This window comes from Streptomyces sp. NPDC043952 (assembly GCF_056435325.1).
In genome coordinates, this window is record NZ_JBWKES010000041.1 from 1 (window position 1) to 17,355 (window position 17,355).

General features: G+C 72.9%; 21 protein-coding genes and 1 pseudogene. 9 read left to right on the forward strand and 13 right to left on the reverse strand.

The genetic code is table 11. The features are described 5' to 3' along the window. Positions 1-140: 140 nt before the first annotated feature. From AC069R_RS29815 to AC069R_RS29860, 10 genes are all read right to left on the reverse strand, one after another. A complete protein-coding gene (locus tag AC069R_RS29815; RefSeq protein ID WP_478769857.1) occupies positions 141-1,136 on the reverse strand; it encodes an ABC transporter permease in 996 nt (331 codons plus the stop codon). After that, positions 1,133-2,008: an ABC transporter ATP-binding protein gene (locus tag AC069R_RS29820; protein WP_478769858.1), complete on the reverse strand. Its 876-nt coding sequence runs from the start codon at positions 2,006-2,008 to the stop codon at positions 1,133-1,135. Before AC069R_RS29820 ends, AC069R_RS29815 begins: the two co-directional genes overlap by 4 nt. After that, the gene (locus AC069R_RS29825) at positions 2,005-2,391 is read right to left on the reverse strand and encodes a GntR family transcriptional regulator (protein ID WP_397985237.1); all 387 of its coding nucleotides are present in this window, start codon (positions 2,389-2,391) and stop codon (positions 2,005-2,007) included. Before AC069R_RS29825 ends, AC069R_RS29820 begins: the two co-directional genes overlap by 4 nt. Positions 2,392-2,491: 100 nt before the next feature. After that, positions 2,492-3,418: a mycothiol synthase gene (mshD, locus tag AC069R_RS29830; RefSeq protein WP_478769859.1), complete on the reverse strand. Its 927-nt coding sequence runs from the start codon at positions 3,416-3,418 to the stop codon at positions 2,492-2,494. Between the two features lie 238 nt (positions 3,419-3,656). Then, positions 3,657-5,117 carry a HAMP domain-containing sensor histidine kinase gene (locus AC069R_RS29835; RefSeq protein ID WP_478769860.1) on the reverse strand — a complete coding sequence of 487 codons (1,461 nt, stop codon included), beginning with the start codon at positions 5,115-5,117 and terminating at the stop codon, positions 3,657-3,659. Next, on the reverse strand, positions 5,114-5,848 hold the full coding sequence (locus AC069R_RS29840) for a response regulator transcription factor (RefSeq protein WP_037653459.1): 735 nt from the start codon (positions 5,846-5,848) through the stop codon (positions 5,114-5,116). The genes AC069R_RS29835 and AC069R_RS29840 overlap by 4 nt, the downstream gene beginning before the upstream one ends. A gap of 138 nt (positions 5,849-5,986) precedes the next feature. Continuing rightward, positions 5,987-6,235 (reverse strand): hypothetical protein, encoded by a 249-nt coding sequence (locus tag AC069R_RS29845; RefSeq protein ID WP_397985240.1) that lies wholly within the window; start codon positions 6,233-6,235, stop codon positions 5,987-5,989. Positions 6,236-6,369: 134 nt separating this feature from the next. Beyond that, complete coding sequence (locus AC069R_RS29850; RefSeq protein WP_478769861.1) at positions 6,370-7,422, reverse strand: S1C family serine protease; 1,053 nt, start codon at positions 7,420-7,422, stop codon at positions 6,370-6,372. A gap of 143 nt (positions 7,423-7,565) precedes the next feature. Next, a complete protein-coding gene (locus AC069R_RS29855; RefSeq protein WP_478769862.1) occupies positions 7,566-8,591 on the reverse strand; it encodes a LacI family DNA-binding transcriptional regulator in 1,026 nt (341 codons plus the stop codon). 87 nt (positions 8,592-8,678) lie between these two features. Further along, positions 8,679-9,458: a winged helix-turn-helix transcriptional regulator gene (locus AC069R_RS29860; protein ID WP_478769863.1), complete on the reverse strand. Its 780-nt coding sequence runs from the start codon at positions 9,456-9,458 to the stop codon at positions 8,679-8,681. Between the two features lie 178 nt (positions 9,459-9,636). On the opposite strand from AC069R_RS29860, the gene AC069R_RS29865 reads away from it, so the two are divergent. From AC069R_RS29865 to AC069R_RS29895, 7 genes and pseudogenes are all read left to right on the forward strand, one after another. Further along, positions 9,637-10,461, forward strand: a complete 825-nt coding sequence (locus AC069R_RS29865) for an alpha/beta hydrolase family protein (protein WP_478769864.1) — start codon at positions 9,637-9,639, stop codon at positions 10,459-10,461. 51 nt (positions 10,462-10,512) lie between these two features. Then, the gene (locus AC069R_RS29870) at positions 10,513-10,767 is read left to right on the forward strand and encodes a MoaD/ThiS family protein (RefSeq protein WP_397985245.1); all 255 of its coding nucleotides are present in this window, start codon (positions 10,513-10,515) and stop codon (positions 10,765-10,767) included. Positions 10,768-10,771: 4 nt separating this feature from the next. Next, on the forward strand, positions 10,772-12,175 hold the full coding sequence (locus tag AC069R_RS29875) for a hypothetical protein (RefSeq protein WP_478769865.1): 1,404 nt from the start codon (positions 10,772-10,774) through the stop codon (positions 12,173-12,175). Positions 12,176-12,462: 287 nt separating this feature from the next. Further along, positions 12,463-12,986: pseudogene (locus AC069R_RS29880) on the forward strand (DUF6879 family protein). 14 nt (positions 12,987-13,000) lie between these two features. Then, complete coding sequence (locus tag AC069R_RS29885; RefSeq protein ID WP_478769866.1) at positions 13,001-13,876, forward strand: helix-turn-helix domain-containing protein; 876 nt, start codon at positions 13,001-13,003, stop codon at positions 13,874-13,876. Positions 13,877-13,926: 50 nt separating this feature from the next. Further along, positions 13,927-14,064: a hypothetical protein gene (locus AC069R_RS29890; protein ID WP_478769867.1), complete on the forward strand. Its 138-nt coding sequence runs from the start codon at positions 13,927-13,929 to the stop codon at positions 14,062-14,064. Next, positions 14,061-15,254: a methyltransferase domain-containing protein gene (locus tag AC069R_RS29895; protein ID WP_478769868.1), complete on the forward strand. Its 1,194-nt coding sequence runs from the start codon at positions 14,061-14,063 to the stop codon at positions 15,252-15,254. Before AC069R_RS29890 ends, AC069R_RS29895 begins: the two co-directional genes overlap by 4 nt. Here the strand turns inward: AC069R_RS29895 and AC069R_RS29900 are convergent. The 3 genes from AC069R_RS29900 to AC069R_RS29910 are packed head-to-tail and all read right to left on the reverse strand — an operon-like array spanning position 15,241 to position 16,642. Then, on the reverse strand, positions 15,241-15,513 hold the full coding sequence (locus tag AC069R_RS29900) for a DUF397 domain-containing protein (RefSeq protein WP_478769869.1): 273 nt from the start codon (positions 15,511-15,513) through the stop codon (positions 15,241-15,243). The two genes, AC069R_RS29895 and AC069R_RS29900, sit on opposite strands and share 14 nt — an antisense overlap. A 29-nt stretch (positions 15,514-15,542) precedes the next feature. Then, positions 15,543-15,818, reverse strand: a complete 276-nt coding sequence (locus AC069R_RS29905) for a DUF397 domain-containing protein (protein WP_478769870.1) — start codon at positions 15,816-15,818, stop codon at positions 15,543-15,545. After that, positions 15,800-16,642: a helix-turn-helix domain-containing protein gene (locus AC069R_RS29910; RefSeq protein ID WP_478769871.1), complete on the reverse strand. Its 843-nt coding sequence runs from the start codon at positions 16,640-16,642 to the stop codon at positions 15,800-15,802. Before AC069R_RS29910 ends, AC069R_RS29905 begins: the two co-directional genes overlap by 19 nt. Before the next feature lie 174 nt (positions 16,643-16,816). On the opposite strand from AC069R_RS29910, the gene AC069R_RS29915 reads away from it, so the two are divergent. Then, complete coding sequence (locus AC069R_RS29915; protein WP_478769872.1) at positions 16,817-17,089, forward strand: hypothetical protein; 273 nt, start codon at positions 16,817-16,819, stop codon at positions 17,087-17,089. Further along, positions 17,086-17,328, forward strand: a complete 243-nt coding sequence (locus AC069R_RS29920; protein WP_478769873.1) for a hypothetical protein — start codon at positions 17,086-17,088, stop codon at positions 17,326-17,328. Before AC069R_RS29915 ends, AC069R_RS29920 begins: the two co-directional genes overlap by 4 nt. The last annotated feature ends 27 nt before the right edge of the window (positions 17,329-17,355 follow it).

Sequence of the window (17,355 nt, forward strand, 5' to 3'; positions counted from 1 at the left end):
GGGGGGGGGGGGGGGGGGGGGGGGGGGGGGGGGGGGGGGGGGGGTGGGGGGGGGGAGGGGGGGGGGGGGGGGGGGGGGGGGGGGGGGGGGAGGGGGAACCCCCCCCCCCCCCCCCCCCCCCCACCCGGTGGAAGAAGGCGTCAGGCGGCGGCCCGCGCGGTGCGCAGCGTCCCGGTCTGCCGGCGCAGCACCAGGAAGCAGCCGGTGACCAGCAGCGCGGCGACGGCCAGGAACAGCGCGCTGGTGGTGAGCTGGAGCCCCCAGAAGTGGGAGGCGGGGTGGTAGGTGCTGTAGCGGCCGGCGAAGCCCGCGTACGCGGTCTCGCACGACGCGGGGGTGTCGCACGACGGAATCGGCACATGGGCGCCGGAGCGGGTCACCATGCCCTGGTCGACCACCAGCCCGCGGCCGGCGAAGCCGTGGTTCACCGTGCTCTCGCGGGTGACCGCCGGCCACAGGTACGGCAGCGCCTGGTACGCCAGCCCCAGCAGCCCCCCGCTCACCGCCACCCCGACGACCAGCGCGGGCAGCGTCCGGCGCAGCAGCAGCCCGGCCAGGGCGCCGGCCGCGAGCCCGGCGAGGGCGAGTGCCACCACGATGGGGCCGTTGGCGTGCAGGGTGAAGCGGTCGTACCACTCCTTGGCGGAGTCGATCCGGCCCTGCCCCGCGGCCCAGGCGCGGTGGTGCAGCCACGCCAGCAGCCCGGTGCAGACGGCGACGCCGAGCGCCGGCACGGCGAGGCGCACCGCGAGCCAGCGCGCCGGGGAGGTGGCCTGGGTCCAGGCGAGGCGGGCGGTGCCGGACTCCAGCTCCCGGCCGGTCAGCGCGGCGCCCGCCCAGGCGGCCACCAGGAAGGGCAGCACGTTCAGGGCGATGGTGGCGTAGTTGTAGTAGTCCTTGTAGTGCATGATCGCGGCCTGGTCGTAGCTGCACCGCTCGCTCATGCCGCAGGCGTTGTACTGCCGCCAGCCCTCGGCCGCCGCGTCCGCGAGCGGGCCGGAGAGGGCGATCAGCAGGGCGGCCAGGGCGAGCCACAGCACGCCCCAGGTGTACAGCGCGGGCCGGTGCAGGCGCAGCAGCCAGCGGATCTGCCGGGGCCGGTCGGCGGGTGCGGCGGTCAGGGTCACGGCGCTCACGCGGCACGCTCCTTCGTGGGGTTCGGGGCGCCGGGGCCCCGCAGGTGGGCGAGGACCAGCTCCTCCAGGGAGGGCGCGGTGGTGCGCCAGTCGCCGGCGAGCGGTCCGGCCGGGCGGATCAGCGCGGTGAGCTGGCGGCCGGTGACGCGGGACTCGACCACGGTGTGCGGGCCGAGGTCGGCGCCCGCGGCGGCGCCGCTGATCCGCAGATGGGCGGCGAGCAGCTCGTCGATCTCGCCGGCCAGCCGGATCCGGCCGCCCGCGACCAGCAGCAGATGGTCGCAGGACTCCTCCAGCTCCGCGATGACGTGCGAGGAGAGCACGATGGTGGTGCCGTGCAGCGCGGCCTGGCCCATCAGCGTGCCCATCAGCTCGTGCCGGGCCACCGGGTCGAGGTCGGCCATCGGCTCGTCCAGGAACAGCAGTTCGGGCCGCTTGCCGAGGGCGAGGGCGAGCGCGACACGGGTGCGCTGGCCGCCGGAGAGGGTGCGGATGCGGGCGGCCGCGTCCAGGTTCCCGGCGATGTGCCCGGCGAGGTCCGCGTCCCAGCGTCCGGGGTTGAGGTCGGCGCCCATGCGCAGCGTCTCCGCGACGGTGAGCTGCGGGTACAGGGGCTTGTCCTGGGCGACGTAGCCGACCCGCGGGCGGGCCTCGGCGGGGGTGGTGCCGAGGACGGTGAGGGCGCCCTCGGTGGGGGCCGTCAGCCCGGCGGCGAGGGCCAGCAGGGTGGACTTGCCCGCCCCGTTGGGGCCCACGACGGCGCACACGCGCCCCCTCGGCAGCCGGAACGCGCAGTCCCGCAGGGCCCAGCCGCCCCGGCGGCCGAACCGTTTGCCCAGAGCGTCGGCCCGCAGGGCCGTGTCGCTGCTCATGACGGATCTCCCTGGAAGTGCTTGTCGAGTACGGCGGTGAAGATCGCGGCCACGTCCTCCCGCTCCAGGCCGGCCGCGCCGGCGCGGCGGGCCCAGTCCTCCAGCTCCGCGCGGAGCGGGGAGTCGGCGGGGGCGGTGCCCAGCGCTCGGCGCACGAAGGTGCCGAGCCCCCGCCGCGCCTCGACCAGGCCCTCCCGCTCCAGCTCGCGGTAGGCCTTGAGGACGGTGTTGGGGTTGATGGCGGTGGCCTCGACGACCTCGCGGGCCGTCGGCAGCCGGTCGCCGGGGCGCAGCAGACCCAGGCGCAGGGCCTGCTTGGTCTGCTGGACGATCTGGACGTACGTGGCGACACCGCTGTGCCGGTCGATGCGGTATTCGACCACGCGTGCACCACCCTTTCACTAATTGAGTAGTGAAAGGGTGGTGCAAAGAAGGGGCGGCCGTCAAGGCGACCGCCCCTTGAGGGGTCCGATGACCCTTATGTCACGTCTCGGTGCGGTACATCAGGTCCGTCTCGTACGTACGGAATCCCAGCCGCTCGTACACCGCGACCGCGGCCTTGTTGTCCGCGTCGACGTAGAGCATCGCGGTCGGCAGGCCCTGCGCGGCGAGATGGCGCAGGCCGATGGTGGTGAGCGCCTTGCCCAGGCCGCCGCCCTGCTCGCCGGGGCGCACCCCGAGCACATAGACCTCGCCGAGGCCCTCCTCCGCGTGCACCTTGGTCCAGTGGAAGCCGATCAGCTCCCCGCGCCGCTCGGCGAGGAAGAACCCGGCCGGGTCGAACCACGGCTGGGCCTTGCGGTCGTCCAGGTCGCGCTGGGTCAGCGAGCCCTGCTCGGGATGGTGGGCGAACGCGCCCGCGTTGACCGCGAGCCACGCGGCGTCGTCCTCGCCAGGCTCGAAGGCGCGCACGCTCACGCCCTCGGGCAGCTGCGGCTCCGGCAGCTCAAGTCCCGTCAACTCGCGCCGCATCTGGCGAAGTTCGCGGAACAGGGTCAGACCGAGCACCTGGGCGAGATGGCGGGCGGCCGGGTGTCCGCCGTGCGCCCACACCCGGAGGCGCTTGCCGGAGGCGGCGAGCAGGGCCGTGCCGAGCGCGCGGCCGTGTCCGTGGCCGCGGTGCGCGGGGTGGATGACGAGTTCGGCGGCCGGCGCCTCCACCGGGTCGGTGTCCTCCAGCTGGGCGTAGCCGACGAGTTGGCCGTCGACGGTCAGCAGCAGGTGCGAGACGCCCTCACGGGCGCCCCCGCGCAGTTGCAGGCGGCCCTGCTCGGACACCGGCTGCTGCCCGTCGACCGCCGCGGCCTCGCCGAGCAGGGTGAGCACGGCCTCGGCCTGGTCCGGGGTGAGCGCGGAAAGGGTCTCGATGGAGCGGGCGGGAAAGGCCCGTACGGTGTCGTCGCTGCTCATGCGTACGAGAGTACGGGGCGGTCACCGGCGCCGCCGAGAACACCGGCCGGCGGCCCGCCCCGGTGTTCATTCCGGGGGCCGCGGGAAGGCGCCCAGGGTGTCCATGGCCGGCTTGTCCGTCCCGGCATGCGCACCGGACAGGCGGTGCACGAGGGGCCGGCCGGGGGCGGTGACGTCGGTGATGCCGCCGAGCGGACGTGGTCCTGTGCCGAGGTGCGCTCCGGGCCGCCGGGGCCGGTTACGACTGCCCGGTCGTCTCGCTCGCGGCCGGTTCCGGCGGGGGGACCGGTGCCCCCGGCAGCCGTACGGTCGCCACCGTGCCGCCGCCCGGTGCCGGGGCCAGGGTGACCTCGCCGCCGCACTGCTGGACCGTACGGGCGACGATGGACAGGCCGAGGCCGGAGCCGGGCAGCGCGCGGGCGCCGGGGGAGCGCCAGAACCGGTCGAAGACATGCGGGAGTTCGTCCTCGGGGACACCGGGACCGTGGTCGCGCACGGTGAGCACGCCCCCGGTCAGCCGGACCTCGATGGTGCCGCCCTCGGGGCTGAACTTCACCGCGTTGTCCAGGATGTTGACCACGGCGCGCTCCAGCGCGGACGGCTCCCCGTACACGTACCAGGGCTCCAGGTCCGCCGTGATGGTCAGCTCCGGGCCGCGCAGCCGGGCCCGGCGCAGGGCGGCCTCCACGATGTCCTGGAACGAGGCGATCTGCGTCTGCTCGCCGCCCTGCCCCTGCGGCCGGGACAGCTCCTGCAAGTCGCCGATCAGCGACGCCAGTTCGGTCACCTGCGCCGTCACCGAGGAGAGCAGGGCCTTGCGGTCCTCCGGCGGGAGCGGGCGGCCCGTCTCCTCGCTGCGGGTGAGCAGTTCGATGTTGGTGCGCAGCGAGGTCAGCGGGGTGCGCAGCTCGTGCCCGGCGTCCGCGATCAGCTGCTGCTGCATCACGCGGGACCCGGCCAGCGAGGAGGTCATCGAGTTGAACGACCGCGACAGCCGGGCCACCTCGTCGTCGCTGTCGTCCTCCACGGGGATGCGGATGGTCAGGTCCTCGGTGCGGGCCAGCTGCTCCACGGCCTCCGTCAGCCGGTCGACCGGGCGCAGGCCCGCGCGGGCCACGGCGAGACCGGCGGCGCCCGCTCCCAGCACGCCGACGCCGGAGACCAGGAGCAGGATCAGCGCGAGGTCGTCCAGCGTCTTCTGGGTGTCCTTGAGGGAGATGGCGGCCACCACGACGATGCCGGGGTAGGTCTCCCCCGGCCCCGTCGGGATAGCCATGTCCATGACCCGGACGTCGTTTCCGGCGCTGTCGGCGCTGTCGTAGAAGAGACGCTTGCGGAAGTCCATGCCCTTCGCCGCGTTCTTGTCCGTCGCCGTCACCTTCAGCACGCCGTCGGAGTCCGGTACGACGCAGAACTTGCCGTCGACCGTCACCATCTGGAGGTACACGAAGGCCGGGGAGCGGCCGACCATGGTGGCCGGGGCCTGCGGGCAGGCGGCCAGCAGCGTGGTGGCGTAGTCGGGGGAGAACGGCCTTATGCTCATCAGCCGGTTGTCCACCTCGTCGTAGAGCTTCTTCTCCACGATGAACCAGCACGACACCGACACCGCCGCGACCGCGAACGCCACCGCCGCCGCGACCAGGACGGCCAGCCGGGCCCTGATCGGCAGCGAGCGGTAGCGCCGTACGAGCTTGTTCACTCGGCGCCGCCCTGCCGCAGCACATAGCCGACGCCCCGCACGGTGTGCACCAGCCGGGGCTCCCCGCCCGCCTCGGTCTTGCGCCGCAGGTACATCACGTACACGTCCAGCGAGTTGGAGGACGGCTCGAAGTCGAAGCCCCAGACCGCCTTGAGGATCTGCTCGCGGGTGAGGACCTGGCGCGGGTGCGCCATGAACATCTCCAGGAGCGTGAACTCGGTGCGGGTCAGCTCGACCTGCCGGCCGCCCCGCGTGACCTCGCGGGTCGCGAGGTCCATGCGCAGATCGCCGAAGGTGAGGGCCTCGTCCGCCTGGGCCGCCGGGGAGACGGCCGCCGCGTACGAGCTGCGCCGCAGCAGGGCGCGGATCCGGGCGAACAGCTCGTCCAGCTCGAACGGCTTGACGAGGTAGTCGTCGGCGCCCGCGTCCAGGCCGGTCACCCGGTCGCCGACCGTGTCGCGGGCGGTGAGCATGAGGATCGGCAGGGTGTCGCCGCCGCCGCGGATGCGGCGGGCCGCCGTCAGACCGTCCATCCGGGGCATCTGGATGTCCAGGACGACCAGGTCCGGCTGGTACGCCGCGGCCTTCTCCAGCGCGTCCGCGCCGTCGACGGCGACCTCGGTGTCGTACCCCTCGAAGGCGAGGGAGCGCTGGAGCGCCTCGCGTACGGCCGGCTCGTCGTCGACGATCAGGATGCGCTGGGTGTCACGGTCGCCTTCGGCGGGGCTCATGCTCGCGATTCCTTGGGGGTGGATGGGTTCTGTGGTGGGGGTGGTGCGTGTCCGGGTCGTTCTGTCGTCAGGGTTCTCCGGTCGTTCCGGTCCTCCAGCCTGCCATGGTGCCGGGCCGGGCGGCACGGATGCCGGGGGTCAGGCCGTGAGGGCGGCGAGATTGCGCATCGCGGTCAGCCGGTGCAGCGGCACCTTGTGACCCCGGCGGTGGTGCCGGTCCGAGGCGCTGCGGCGCAGCCCCATCAGCTGGGGGACGTGCGCCGGGGCGATCTCCGCGGCGCGGGGCTCGGGGGCGGCCGGCGCGTGCAGCCGGCGTGCCACGGCGAGGGCGAGGGTGAGATCGGCCGGGCCGAGGCCCGCTTCCCGGTGGAAAGTCAGCTGGATCATGATGTTCCTCCAGACACCCCGAGTGACGCTGGACGGCCCCGGTGGGACCGGTGTGCGGGCCCGAGGGGCCCACGTGAGGCCCCGGCGGGGCCCTGCGAAGCCCCGGTGGGGCTCTGTGGAGCCCTGGTGGGCCCCTAGTTCTGCCCGCCCGAGCGCAGCTTGGCCAGGTCGGACTTGACCGTGTTGACGGGGATCGCGAAGCCGAGGCCGATGCTGCCCGCGTCCGAGGACGAGGACGCCTGCTGGCTCGACGAGTACATCGCGGAGTTGATGCCGATGATGTTGCCGGCCGCGTCGATCAGCGCGCCGCCGGAGTTGCCGGGGTTGAGGGAGGCGTCCGTCTGGATCGCCTTGTACGTGGTGGTGGACGAGCCGGTGTCGCCGTTGAACTCGCGTCCGCCGAACTGGAACGGCCAGCTCCCGTCGCCGCCCTGGCCCTGCCCCTGGCTCTCGTCCGTCGGCACCGTGACATCCCGGTTGAGCGCCGAGACGATGCCGCTGGTGACGGTGCCGGTCAGGCCCTCGGGCGAGCCGATCGCCACCACCGAGTCGCCGACCTGCACGCTGTCCGAGTTGCCGAGGCTCGCCGCCCGCAGCCCCGAGGCGCCCTCCAGCTTGATCAGCGCGAGGTCCTTGGAGCGGTCGGTGCCCACCACGTCGGCGGTGTAGCTGTGCCCGTCGCTGGTGCGCACCTTGACCGACTGCGCGCCCGCGATGACGTGGTTGTTGGTGATGACCTCGCCCTTGGACGAGATGACCACGCCGGAGCCGGTGGAGGAGCCGTCGGCGAGGGTGGCGTTGATCTCCACCACGCTCGGGCTGACCGCGGCCGCGATCGCGGCGACATTGCCCTTCTTGCCGGCCGGCACCACGGCGGTGCTGGTCCCGGTGGCGGTCGCGTCGCTCTTGCCCGCCAGCTCCTGGAAACCGTACGCGGTGGCGCCGCCGACCGCCGCCGCGACGAGCGCGACCGCCGCGAGGAGGGCCACGGGACCGCGGGCCCGCTTGCGCCCCGGCTCCGGCGCCGTCTCCGGTCCGGCGGGCGGCAGGGGCGAGGTGGCCGCCGGCTCGTACGCCGGCGGGGGCGGCCACTGAGGGTTCACGGGAGCGGAGTAGCCATGACTCTGACGGTGCGGACCCTGCGGGTCGTAGTCGTACTCGCCGCTGCGGCGGAAGCTCTCGGTCATGGAAGAAGCCTCCCCGGCGACCATGAGAGCTTCCTGAGTGCGTGCTGAGAAGCCCGGCAGAACCTCGTTTGCCCGATATAAAGACGCTCCTCGGGGCTCGGCGAGGGCTCTCACCGGCCTCTCAGAAGGCGCCGACGACGTGGTCAGTGCCCGCATCCGCAGGAGGGGCGCACCACCAGCCGGGAGGGGAACGTCTTCAGCCGCTCGCGCCGGGACCCGGCCACCCGCAGCCCGTCGTCCAGCACCAGGTCGACCGCCGCCCGCGCCATCGCCGAGCGGTCGGAGGCGACCGTGGTCAGCGGCGGGTCGGCGAACGCGGCCTCCTTGATGTCGTCGAAGCCCGCCACGGCCAGCTCGCCGGGCACGTCGATGCGCAGCTCGCGGGCGGCCCGCAGCACGCCGATCGCCTGGTCGTCGGTGGAGCAGAACATCGCCGGCGGGCGCTGCGGCCCGGACAGGATGTCCAGGGCCGCGCGGTAGGCGTCGTACCGGTTGTACGGCGCCTCGAACAGCCGGCCCTCGGTGCTCAGGCCCGCCTCGGCCATGGCCCGCTTCCAGCCCTCCACGTGGTCGGAGACCGGGTCGCCGACGGCCGGGGTGTCCGCGGTGCCGCCCATGCAGGCGACGTACGGGTGGCCGTGTTCCAGCAGGTGGCGCACGGCGAGCTGGGCGCCGCCGAGGTCGTCCGTCACCACGGCGACGTCGTCGATGGCCTCCGGCCGCTCGTGCAGCAGCACCACGCGGGCGTCCCAGGCGTCGATCTCGGCGGCGGCCAGGTCGTTCAGCGCGTGGCTGACCAGGATCAGCCCGGAGACCCGCATCCCGAGGAAGGCCCGCAGATAGTGGACCTCGCGCTCGGCGATGTAGTCGGTGTTGCCGACGAGCACCATCTTGCCGCGCTCGGCGGCGGCCTGTTCCACGGCGTGCGCCATCTCCCCGAAGAAGGGCTGGCGGGCGTCCGGGATGATCAGCCCTATCAGGTCGGTGCGCCGGGACGCCATCGCCTGGGCGACCCGGTCGGGGCGGTACCCCAGCTCCTTGATCGCGGCGAGGACACGCTCGCGCGTGGCCGGGGCGACCGGCCGGGGTCCATTGTTGATGACATAACTGACGACGGCGGTGGAAGTCCCCGCCAGCCGCGCCACATCATCCCGAGTCACCTTGGCCACGCGCGGAGTCTACGCGGATTGACCCAGCTCGGGCAGGGTGTTCCACACCCCGGCTGTGCGCGGGAAACCGTCGGAAGGTGTGGCGGATCAGGCGTCCGCGTGGACCTCGGCCCCGACCGGGGTGCCGGCCGCGTCCGCCTCGTCCGCCTTGGCCCGGTTCGCCTTCGCCTTGGCCTCGTCCCCGCCGCGGTCGCCCTTCTCGGGGGTGACGAACCGGTAACCGACGTTGCGTACGGTGCCGATCAGCGACTCGTGCTCCGGGCCGAGCTTGGCCCGCAGCCGCCGTACGTGCACGTCGACGGTCCGGGTGCCGCCGAAGTAGTCGTAGCCCCACACCTCCTGGAGCAGCTGCGCGCGGGTGAAGACCCGGCCCGGATGCTGGGCGAGGTACTTCAGCAGCTCGAACTCCTTGAAGGTCAGGTCGAGCACCCGGCCCTTGAGCTTGGCGGAGTACGTCGCCTCGTCCACCGAGAGGTCGCCGTTGCGGATCTCCATCGGCGAGTCGTCGTGCGTGAGCTGCTGGCGGCCCATCGCGAGCCGCAGCCGCGCCTCGACCTCGGCCGGGCCCGCGGTGTCGAGGAGCACGTCGTCCACGCCCCAGTCGGCGGTGACGGCGGCGAGCCCGCCCTCGGTGACCACGAGCAGCAGGGGACAGCCGGGGCCGGTGGAGCGCAGCAGCTGGCACAGGCTGCGCACCTGCGGCAGGTCGCGCCGGCCGTCGATCAGGATGACGTCGGCGCCGGGGGTGTCGACCAGGGCGGGGCCCTCGGCGGGGGCGACCCGCACGTTGTGCAGGAGCAGGCCGAGGGCGGGCAGGACCTCCGTCGACGGCTGGAGGGCGTTGGTCAGGAGCAGCAGAGAACTCATACGTCTGGTTCCTCCTCGGTCCCTGCGAGAACTGTGCGGACGGGCACTGCTCTGCGTTCCCGAAGGCCCGTACACCGGGGGGCACCCGAAGGGGCCGCTCCGTATACAACGCTTCCGAAAGCACAAAAGGACCCGGTGGCGACGCTGCCCGAGTCCTCTGCCCAGCAGAATAGCCCACATGAGCAATCGCCCGGCAGGAGATGTGGCAGGTTCCACCGTACGTCCGGATGCCGAGACAGGCAGACCAGGCCCTGTCCGGACATTCCTGCGCACGGCGGACGGCGTCCCGGTCGAGGCCGTATACGACGCGGGCGGGGCCGTATACGACTCCGACGCCCCCGTTCTGGTGATCGCGCACGGTTTCACCGGGGACGTGGACCGTCCGCATGTGCGAAGGGTGGCGGCCGGGCTCGCCCGTTACGGCGCCGTCGTGACCTTCTCCTTCCGGGGCCACGGGCGCTCGGGCGGGCGCTCCACGGTCGGCGACAAGGAGGTCCTCGACCTGGCCGCCGCCGTCGCCTGGGCGCGCGGCTTCGGGCACGGGCGCCTGGCGACCGTCGGCTTCTCCATGGGCGCCTCGGTGGTGCTGCGGCACGCGGCGCTGCGTCCGGGCACGGTGGACGCGGTGGTCGCGGTCAGCTCACCGGCCCGCTGGTACTACCGGGGCACCGCCCCGATGCGCCGGCTGCACTGGCTGGTCACCCGCCCCGAGGGCCGCCTGATCGGCCGCTACGGTCTGCGCACCCGCATCCACCACCGGGACTGGGACCCCATACCGCTCTCGCCCGTGGAGGCGGTCCCCCGGATCGCCCCCACCCCGCTGCTGATCGTGCACGGCGACCGGGACGGCTACTTCCCGCTCGACCACCCGCGGATGCTCGCCGACGCCTCCGGCGGCCACGCCGAACTGTGGCTGGAGCCGGGCATGGGCCACGCGGAGCACGCCGCGGACGACGCCCTGGTGGACCGCATCGGGGACTGGGCCGCCCGCCGCTGCGGCTAGCCTGGCTTCCGTTACCTACTGACTTTTACCAGCCGTCGATTGAGGAACCAGATGCCCAAGGTCACGGTGCGCTACTGGGCCGCCGCCAAGGCCGCGGCCGGTGTCGCCGAGGAGCCGTACGACGCGGCCACCCTCGCCGACGCGCTCTCCGCCGTCCGCACCCGGCACCCCGGCGAACTCACCCGCGTGCTCCAGCGCTGCTCCTACCTGATCGACGGCGACCCCGTCGGCACGCGCGCGCATGAGACGGTACGGCTGGCCGAGGGCGGCACGGTCGAGGTGCTCCCGCCGTTCGCAGGAGGGTGAGTCGATGACCGACCAGCCGTATCAGGGCGGCCCCTACGAGGGCTACGACCCCTACCAGCAGCCCGCGCCCCCACAGGACTGGCCGGGCCACCCCGCCCCGCAGGGCGGCTACGACCCCCAGCAGACCCAGACCTGGCAGGGCCAGACCTGGGAGACCCAGACCCACGCACCGGTCCAGCCGGCGGCGGAGGCGACGGCGTATCTGCCACCGGTGACGGGCTATCCGGGACCGGACCAGGGCCAGGGCCAGGCCCCCGGTCAGGGGCAGGGACCGGGCCAGGCGCAGGGTCCGGGTCACGGTCAGGGGTACCAGCAGGGCGGGCAGGGGGTGCGGCCGCAGCATCAGCAGACGGGGCAGGCGCAGCACCAGTGGTCGGGGCATCAGCAGGTGGGGCAGCCGCAGGTGGGGCACCCGGCGCCGCAGCCGATGGGGCACGCGCACCCGCAGCAGATGGGGCACCCTGGGCCGATGCCGCAGCCGCAGCCGGTGGCGGTGGCGGGACCCGCGCAGGCCATGCCTTCCGCCGCCGCGCCGGTCTCGGCGCCCGAGTCGCCGGTCGGGACCGGGGCCGGGACCGGGGCCGGGGCCGCCAGGGAACCGTCGGGTGACGAGCCCTCGTACGGCCCCGCGACGCTCGCCGGCAACTCCCGGATCACCGACGCGCAGCGGGCCCGCATGGAGGGCCGTTCGCCGATCATCGAGCCCGGCATGCAGCCGGCGCTGCTCACCGCGCTGCTGGGCCTGCTGCTGGCCGCGGCGGCGGGCCTCGGCTCGTACGCCCTGGCCGTCCCGCTGGTGCTGCTCCAGGCGGTGACGGCGGCGGGCTGGTTCCGGCTGAACGGCATGTGGCCGGCCCGGCAGGGCATCGCGCTGGCGTTCGCGGGCGGCCTCGTGGCCGACGTGGCGGTCCTGGCCGCGGGCCGGGGCAACGCCCCCGCCGCGATCCTGGGCACCCTCGGCGTGTGGGTCCTGCTCTCCCTGGTCCTCCAGCTCCGCTCGCACGCCTCGCCGGACGAGCGGATGTACGGCCTGATGGCGACGGTCGCCTCCGCGGCCCTGGCGATCCTGGCCACCGGCTACCTGGGCGCCGCCCCGCACGCCACCTCGGTGGGCGCGGCCGCGGTGGCGGTCGCCGCGCTGGCGCGCGCGCTGCCCCTGCCGACCCCCGCGTCGGTCGTGGTCGCGCTGCTCGCCGCGGCGGGCGCGGGCATCGCGGTGGGCGGCATGACCGGCCTCGGCACCCAGGGCGCCCTCCTCGGCGCCCTGGCCGGCGCCTGCGCCCTGGTCGGCCACCGCGTCGCCAGCTACGACTACCCCTCCCGCTTCGTCCACTTCACCGCGGGCGTCGCCCTCCCCCTGTCGGCGGCGGCACCGGTGGTGTGGGCACTGGGACGGGTGCTGGGCTAGGCGCCCTTGACCGGCCCCCGCTGCCGGATGATGGTCGTCGCACGTCGTGCAGACCACAGGGGGCGGAGGCGGTCATGGCCTTACGGTTCATCGCGAAAGACCCCGACACGAACGGCGCGCAGTGCCCCACGGCCTGGGTGGACGACGAAGCGAGGGAAATCGTCGTTCAGGGGTGAAAGCGGGGGAAGCGCTCCTGGCCCAGTGCCGGGAGACGGGGCCGGTCCCGGAGACGGAAGCGGTGGTGCGGCTGCCCATCCGCATGGTGCCCGCGCTGAGGGAGGCATGCGATGTCGCGGACCGACTCGGCGTTCACTGATCTGCTTGCCGAGACGCGGCACTCGGCCGTGCATCTGGAGATGCGCGACTCCTACGGGATCGGGGAGGAGGCGGCCGAGTTCGACGATGGCGTTCCGGCTGGCGACCCGAGCCGGACCCGCAGACGTGGTGGAACGATTTCCACACCTGGGTGCGGGACGCGACGGCCCGAGGGGTCGCGTTCCGCAGGGCGCGCATCGTGTCCGAGCCGGTGAGCGACTACATCCGGTACGAGCACGCCTGTACGTACCAGAACGTGGCGGCGGGGGAGACGGTCCGCTGGCTGCCCCGCCGGAAGGCCTCGGACATCGCGCTCCCCGGCAACGACTTCTGGCTGTTCGACGGACGCGTGATCATGTGGAACCACTTCACCGGTGACGGGGGTTCGGCCGGCCCGGAGCTGGACGAGCGTCCCGACGTGGCGAAGCTGTGCGCGTCGGCGTTCGACGCCGTGTGGGAGCGGGCGATCCCACACGAGGACTACCGGATCCGGTAGACCGGTCGGCTCACGTGCCCGCGTCCCCCTCATCGAGCGTCCAAGCAGCGCGCAAGGCCGTGGCCGATCGGCTGCGGGAGCTCAGGAAGGACGCGGGCCTCACCGGTCGCGCCCTGGCCGAGGGCGCCGGCTGGTACAAGTCCAAGGTGTCCCGGCTGGAGAACGCCGTGACGCCGCCCTCGGACGACGACATCCGCCGGTGGTGCGCCGCTTGCGGAGCGGAGGACCAGGCGCCCGACCTGATCGCGGCGGTCCGGTCCGCCGACAACATGTACGTGGAGTGGCGGCGTGTCCAACGTACCGGCCTGCGCAGGCTCCAGGAGTCGTATGTCCCCCTCTACGAGCGGACGCGGGTCTTCCGGACCTACTGCGCCAACGTCGTCCCCGGTGTCCTCCAGACACGCGGCTACGCCACGGCGCTACTGGATTCCATCAGCCGCTTCCACCGGACGCCCGACGATGTCGCGGACGCCGTCGAAGCCCGCCTCGCCCGGTCGGCGCGCGTCGTACACGGGGGAGACCACCGGTTCGCCCTGCTTCTGGAGGAGTCCGTCCTGCGGCACCGGGTCGGTGACGCGGAGACGATGGCCGGGCAACTGCGTCATCTGATGACCGCCATGGCACTCCCTTCCGTATCGCTCGGTGTGATCCCTTCCTCCGCGGCCCGCCGCATGTGGATGATCGAGACCTTCACCGTCTACGACGATGAGCAGGCCGAGGTGGAGTTGCTGACCGCTCGGGTGAACGTGACCGCGCCCACCGAAGTCCGTCAATACCTCTCGGCCTTCAGGGAGTTCACGCGGCTCGCGGTGTACGGGTCCGAGGCGCGGGCTCTGATCCCCGTGGAACTCCGTGGAACTTCCCTGGGACGGGCCCTCCGGCGTCTCTAGCGTGTTCGTCATCGCACACGGAGTGCGCTGAGACGAAAGGACGGATGGCGATGAAGCCTGTCACCGACCCGTACGCCGACCGGGGCAGCGGAGACGACACCACTCCGGGCCAGCCGTGGACCCCGCCGGAGGAGCCCCCGAGCCCGGACGGCTCCAGCCCCGAAGGCGACGGGAAGCACCGCAAGTGATCCACGACCACCCGCGCACGGACCGCCCCGGCCGCAAGGAGCTGGGGCGCGTCCTCATGGAATCCGGTGCGCTGACCTCGGACTGGGCATCGACGTTCGCGGCCGTCGACCGGGCCGCGTTCCTCCCGGACCTCATGTGGCCCTACGACATGGCGACCCGTGTGAGCGCCGCCGTCGACCGGCGGGAGGACTCGGACTCCTGGCTCGCGGCGGCGGACAGCGACGTCCCCATCGTCACGCAGTGGGACGACGGCGCCCATCCGGGACCTGGGCCGGGAACCCTGGCCACCAGTTCGTCCTCCATGCCGTCCGTGGTCTACGCCCTGCTCCGTGACCTGGAAGTGGGCGACGGCATGCGGGTGCTGGACGTGGGCACCGGCACCGGCGAGACGGCCGGCGCGCTGACCCACCGCCTCGGGCCGGGCAACGTGACGACCATCGAGGTGGACGAGACCGTGTCCGCGGGGGCCCGCGACCGGTTGCGCCGACTGGACCTCCACCCGGAGGTGATCGTGGGCGACGGCGCCGGGGGCCATCGCGCCGGGGCGCCGTACGACCGCGTCCTGGCCACGGTCGCCATCCGGCAGGTGCCCATGGCCTGGATCCGGCAGACGCGTCCCGGCGGGCTGATCCTCGCGCCCTGGGGCACGGTCTACGGCAACGCGGACGCCGTGGTCCGCCTGACGGTGGAGGGCGACGCGGCGACGGGCCCGTTCATCCGGCCCGTGGAGTTCATGAAGCTCCGTGCACAGCGAGGGGGCCCGCTGTCCCACACCGGCTACCTGGCGGCGGGGCCTCTCGAAGACGCGGATAAGACGACGACTTCCCTCACCGAGAAGGAGTTCGTGACGGGCCGCTTCACCGACCTGCCGTTCGTACTCGGTCTCCGCGTGCCGCAGTGTAGCCATGCCGTGGCGGACAAGCGCGAGGGCGCTCGGCCGGTGTGGTTCTACAGCCTCACCGACATGTCGTGGGCCTGCGTGATGTTCCGCGACGGCGCCCGCGCTCGCGTCTGGCAGTGGGGGCCCCGACGCCTCTGGGACGAGGTGACCAGAGCCTACGAGTGGTGGCGGGACCGGGGCTCGCCCGGCCTCCACCGCTTCGGCCTGACAGTGAGTGCCACCGGCGAACGGGCCTGGCTGGACAGCCCGTCCACCGAGTCCTGGCCGCTGGGAATCAGCCCCGCTTGACCCCGCTCACGAACGCCTTCCAGGTGGGGGCGGTGAAGAGGAGGGGGGTGCGGGTGGTGTCCTTGCTGTCGCGGACGGGGACGAGGGGGAGGTTGCCGGCGAACTCCAGGCACTCCCCACCGGTTTGGTTGCTGTACGAGCTCTTGCGCCAGTCGGCGGCGTGGAGGAGGTCGTCGGAGACCTCGACGCAGGCGCCGCCGTCCTGGTTGCTGTAGCTGCTCTTACGCCAGGTGATCGCGTTCGGGTCGGTGAATCGCACGGCGGTTTCTCCAGCGGTCTGAGGTCGGATTACCGCCCGGCCTTGACCCCGCTCACGAAGGCCGCCCAGGCGGGGGCGGTGAAGAGGAGGGGGGTGCGGGTGGTGTCCTTGCTGTCGCGGACGGGGACGAGGGGGAGGTTGCCGGCGAACTCCAGGCACTCCCCACCGGTTTGGTTGCTGTACGAGCTCTTGCGCCAGTCGGCGGCGTGGAGGAGATCGTCGGAGACCTCGACGCAGGCGCCGCCGTCCGAATTGCTGTACGAGCTCTTGCGCCACGTCAGACTGCTCAGGTCGATGGCTCGCATGGCGCTTCCTCCAACATTCGCAAGATGAACGTTCGCGAGGCGGCAGGGTTCAAGGCCGCGTCACGAATCGCATCATATCTGCGTTGCAGATCCTCAACCCTGCTTGCTTCCTCGATGAGTTCACCTTGCACAGCGTTCTCGACGTAGGCCACGGTCCGGCCGCTCGGAGATCGCAGGAATGTGACCGCGATGTCCATCAGCCCGTGCAGCCCGGCTCCGAATGGCAGTACGTAAAGGGTGACATTCGGCCGCTCCGAGATCTCCACCAGGTGCTCCAATTGCCGCCGCCACTGCTTCCCGTCCCGCAGTGAGTTGCGTAGCACCGCCTCGGACAGGATGGCGCGAAACGGTGGGGCGCACTCTCCGTCCAGCACGCTTTGACGCCCCATGCGAGCGTCCGCCTGTTGCTCCACTTCATCGCGGGTGCCGCCACCCGTGGCAAGTAGCGCCTGCGCGTACTCGCGGGTCTGAAGCAGACCATGCAAGACGCTGCCGCTGAAGTGCCACATGCTCACCGCTGCCGCCTCCAGCGACATGTACTGCCAGTACCGCTCCTTGAACTGCTTGGGGTCCGCCTTCGCCAGCTCCCACAGCGTGAGCAGCTTGTCGCCCGTGCCGTAGAACGTGTCCAGCGCGGCCACCGTCTCCGGGCCGCCGAGCGACTGGCCCTTCTCCATCTTGCTGAAGAGGGTCGGGTCCCAGCCCACCTGCGCGGCCAACGCCCGGAAAGTCAGCTGGCGTTCGTCCCGGAGTAACCGCAGTTCCTCGATGAAGCGAGCCCTCGGCTCCTGGCTGCGACCCGTGGTCGCCCGTCGCTGCGGCACCGCACCCTCCCCGGTTTGTGGAATTTGTGGCACATGGCCCGCGCGGCCTGGCACAAGGCGCCGTTCCATGCGTTTCCGCCGCCGCGCTGGGCCATTCTCGTATCAGGCCAGGAACACGCAGAGTAGTGCAACTGGCTCATTCCGTATAGAAGTTGGAGCAAAGGAGTAAATCAGGTGAGTACGAATCCGGTCACCCCGGCCGCCCGAGCCGACCTCTACGACCGCGCACGCCTCAGCGCCGAGGTGCGGATCGCGAACGAGCGCGCGCTGGCGTCGCCGCCGGACCCGGACGACCCGAGCCGGCCGCCCCGCCCGGTGCCGGGCTGCTCGGCGTGCCTGGCGCTCGCGGAGCGGCGCGAGGTGGCGCGGGCGGAGTGCGACCGCAGCGCGGAGGCGGACGCGAACGTGCTGCTGCGCCGGCACCAGAGGGCGGAGCACCGCCCGTGACCAGGTACGACCAGGACCGCGCCCCGCTGAACCCCGGCTACGCGATCCCGCCGCCGCTGTTCCCGCCGCCGCTCCGGCCGCCGGCGCACTGGCCGCTGCCACCCGAGGCGCCCGCGCCGGACGTCGTACCGCGCCGTCGCCACCGGGCCCGCAAAGTCGACGGCGCGTTCGTGAGCGGTGTGCTGACCGTGCTCAGCCTGGCGAGCCTGCTGGTGACGATCGCCGTGGTGGCGGTCTGAGCCGCGCTCGCGCCGCGGGCTACGCTT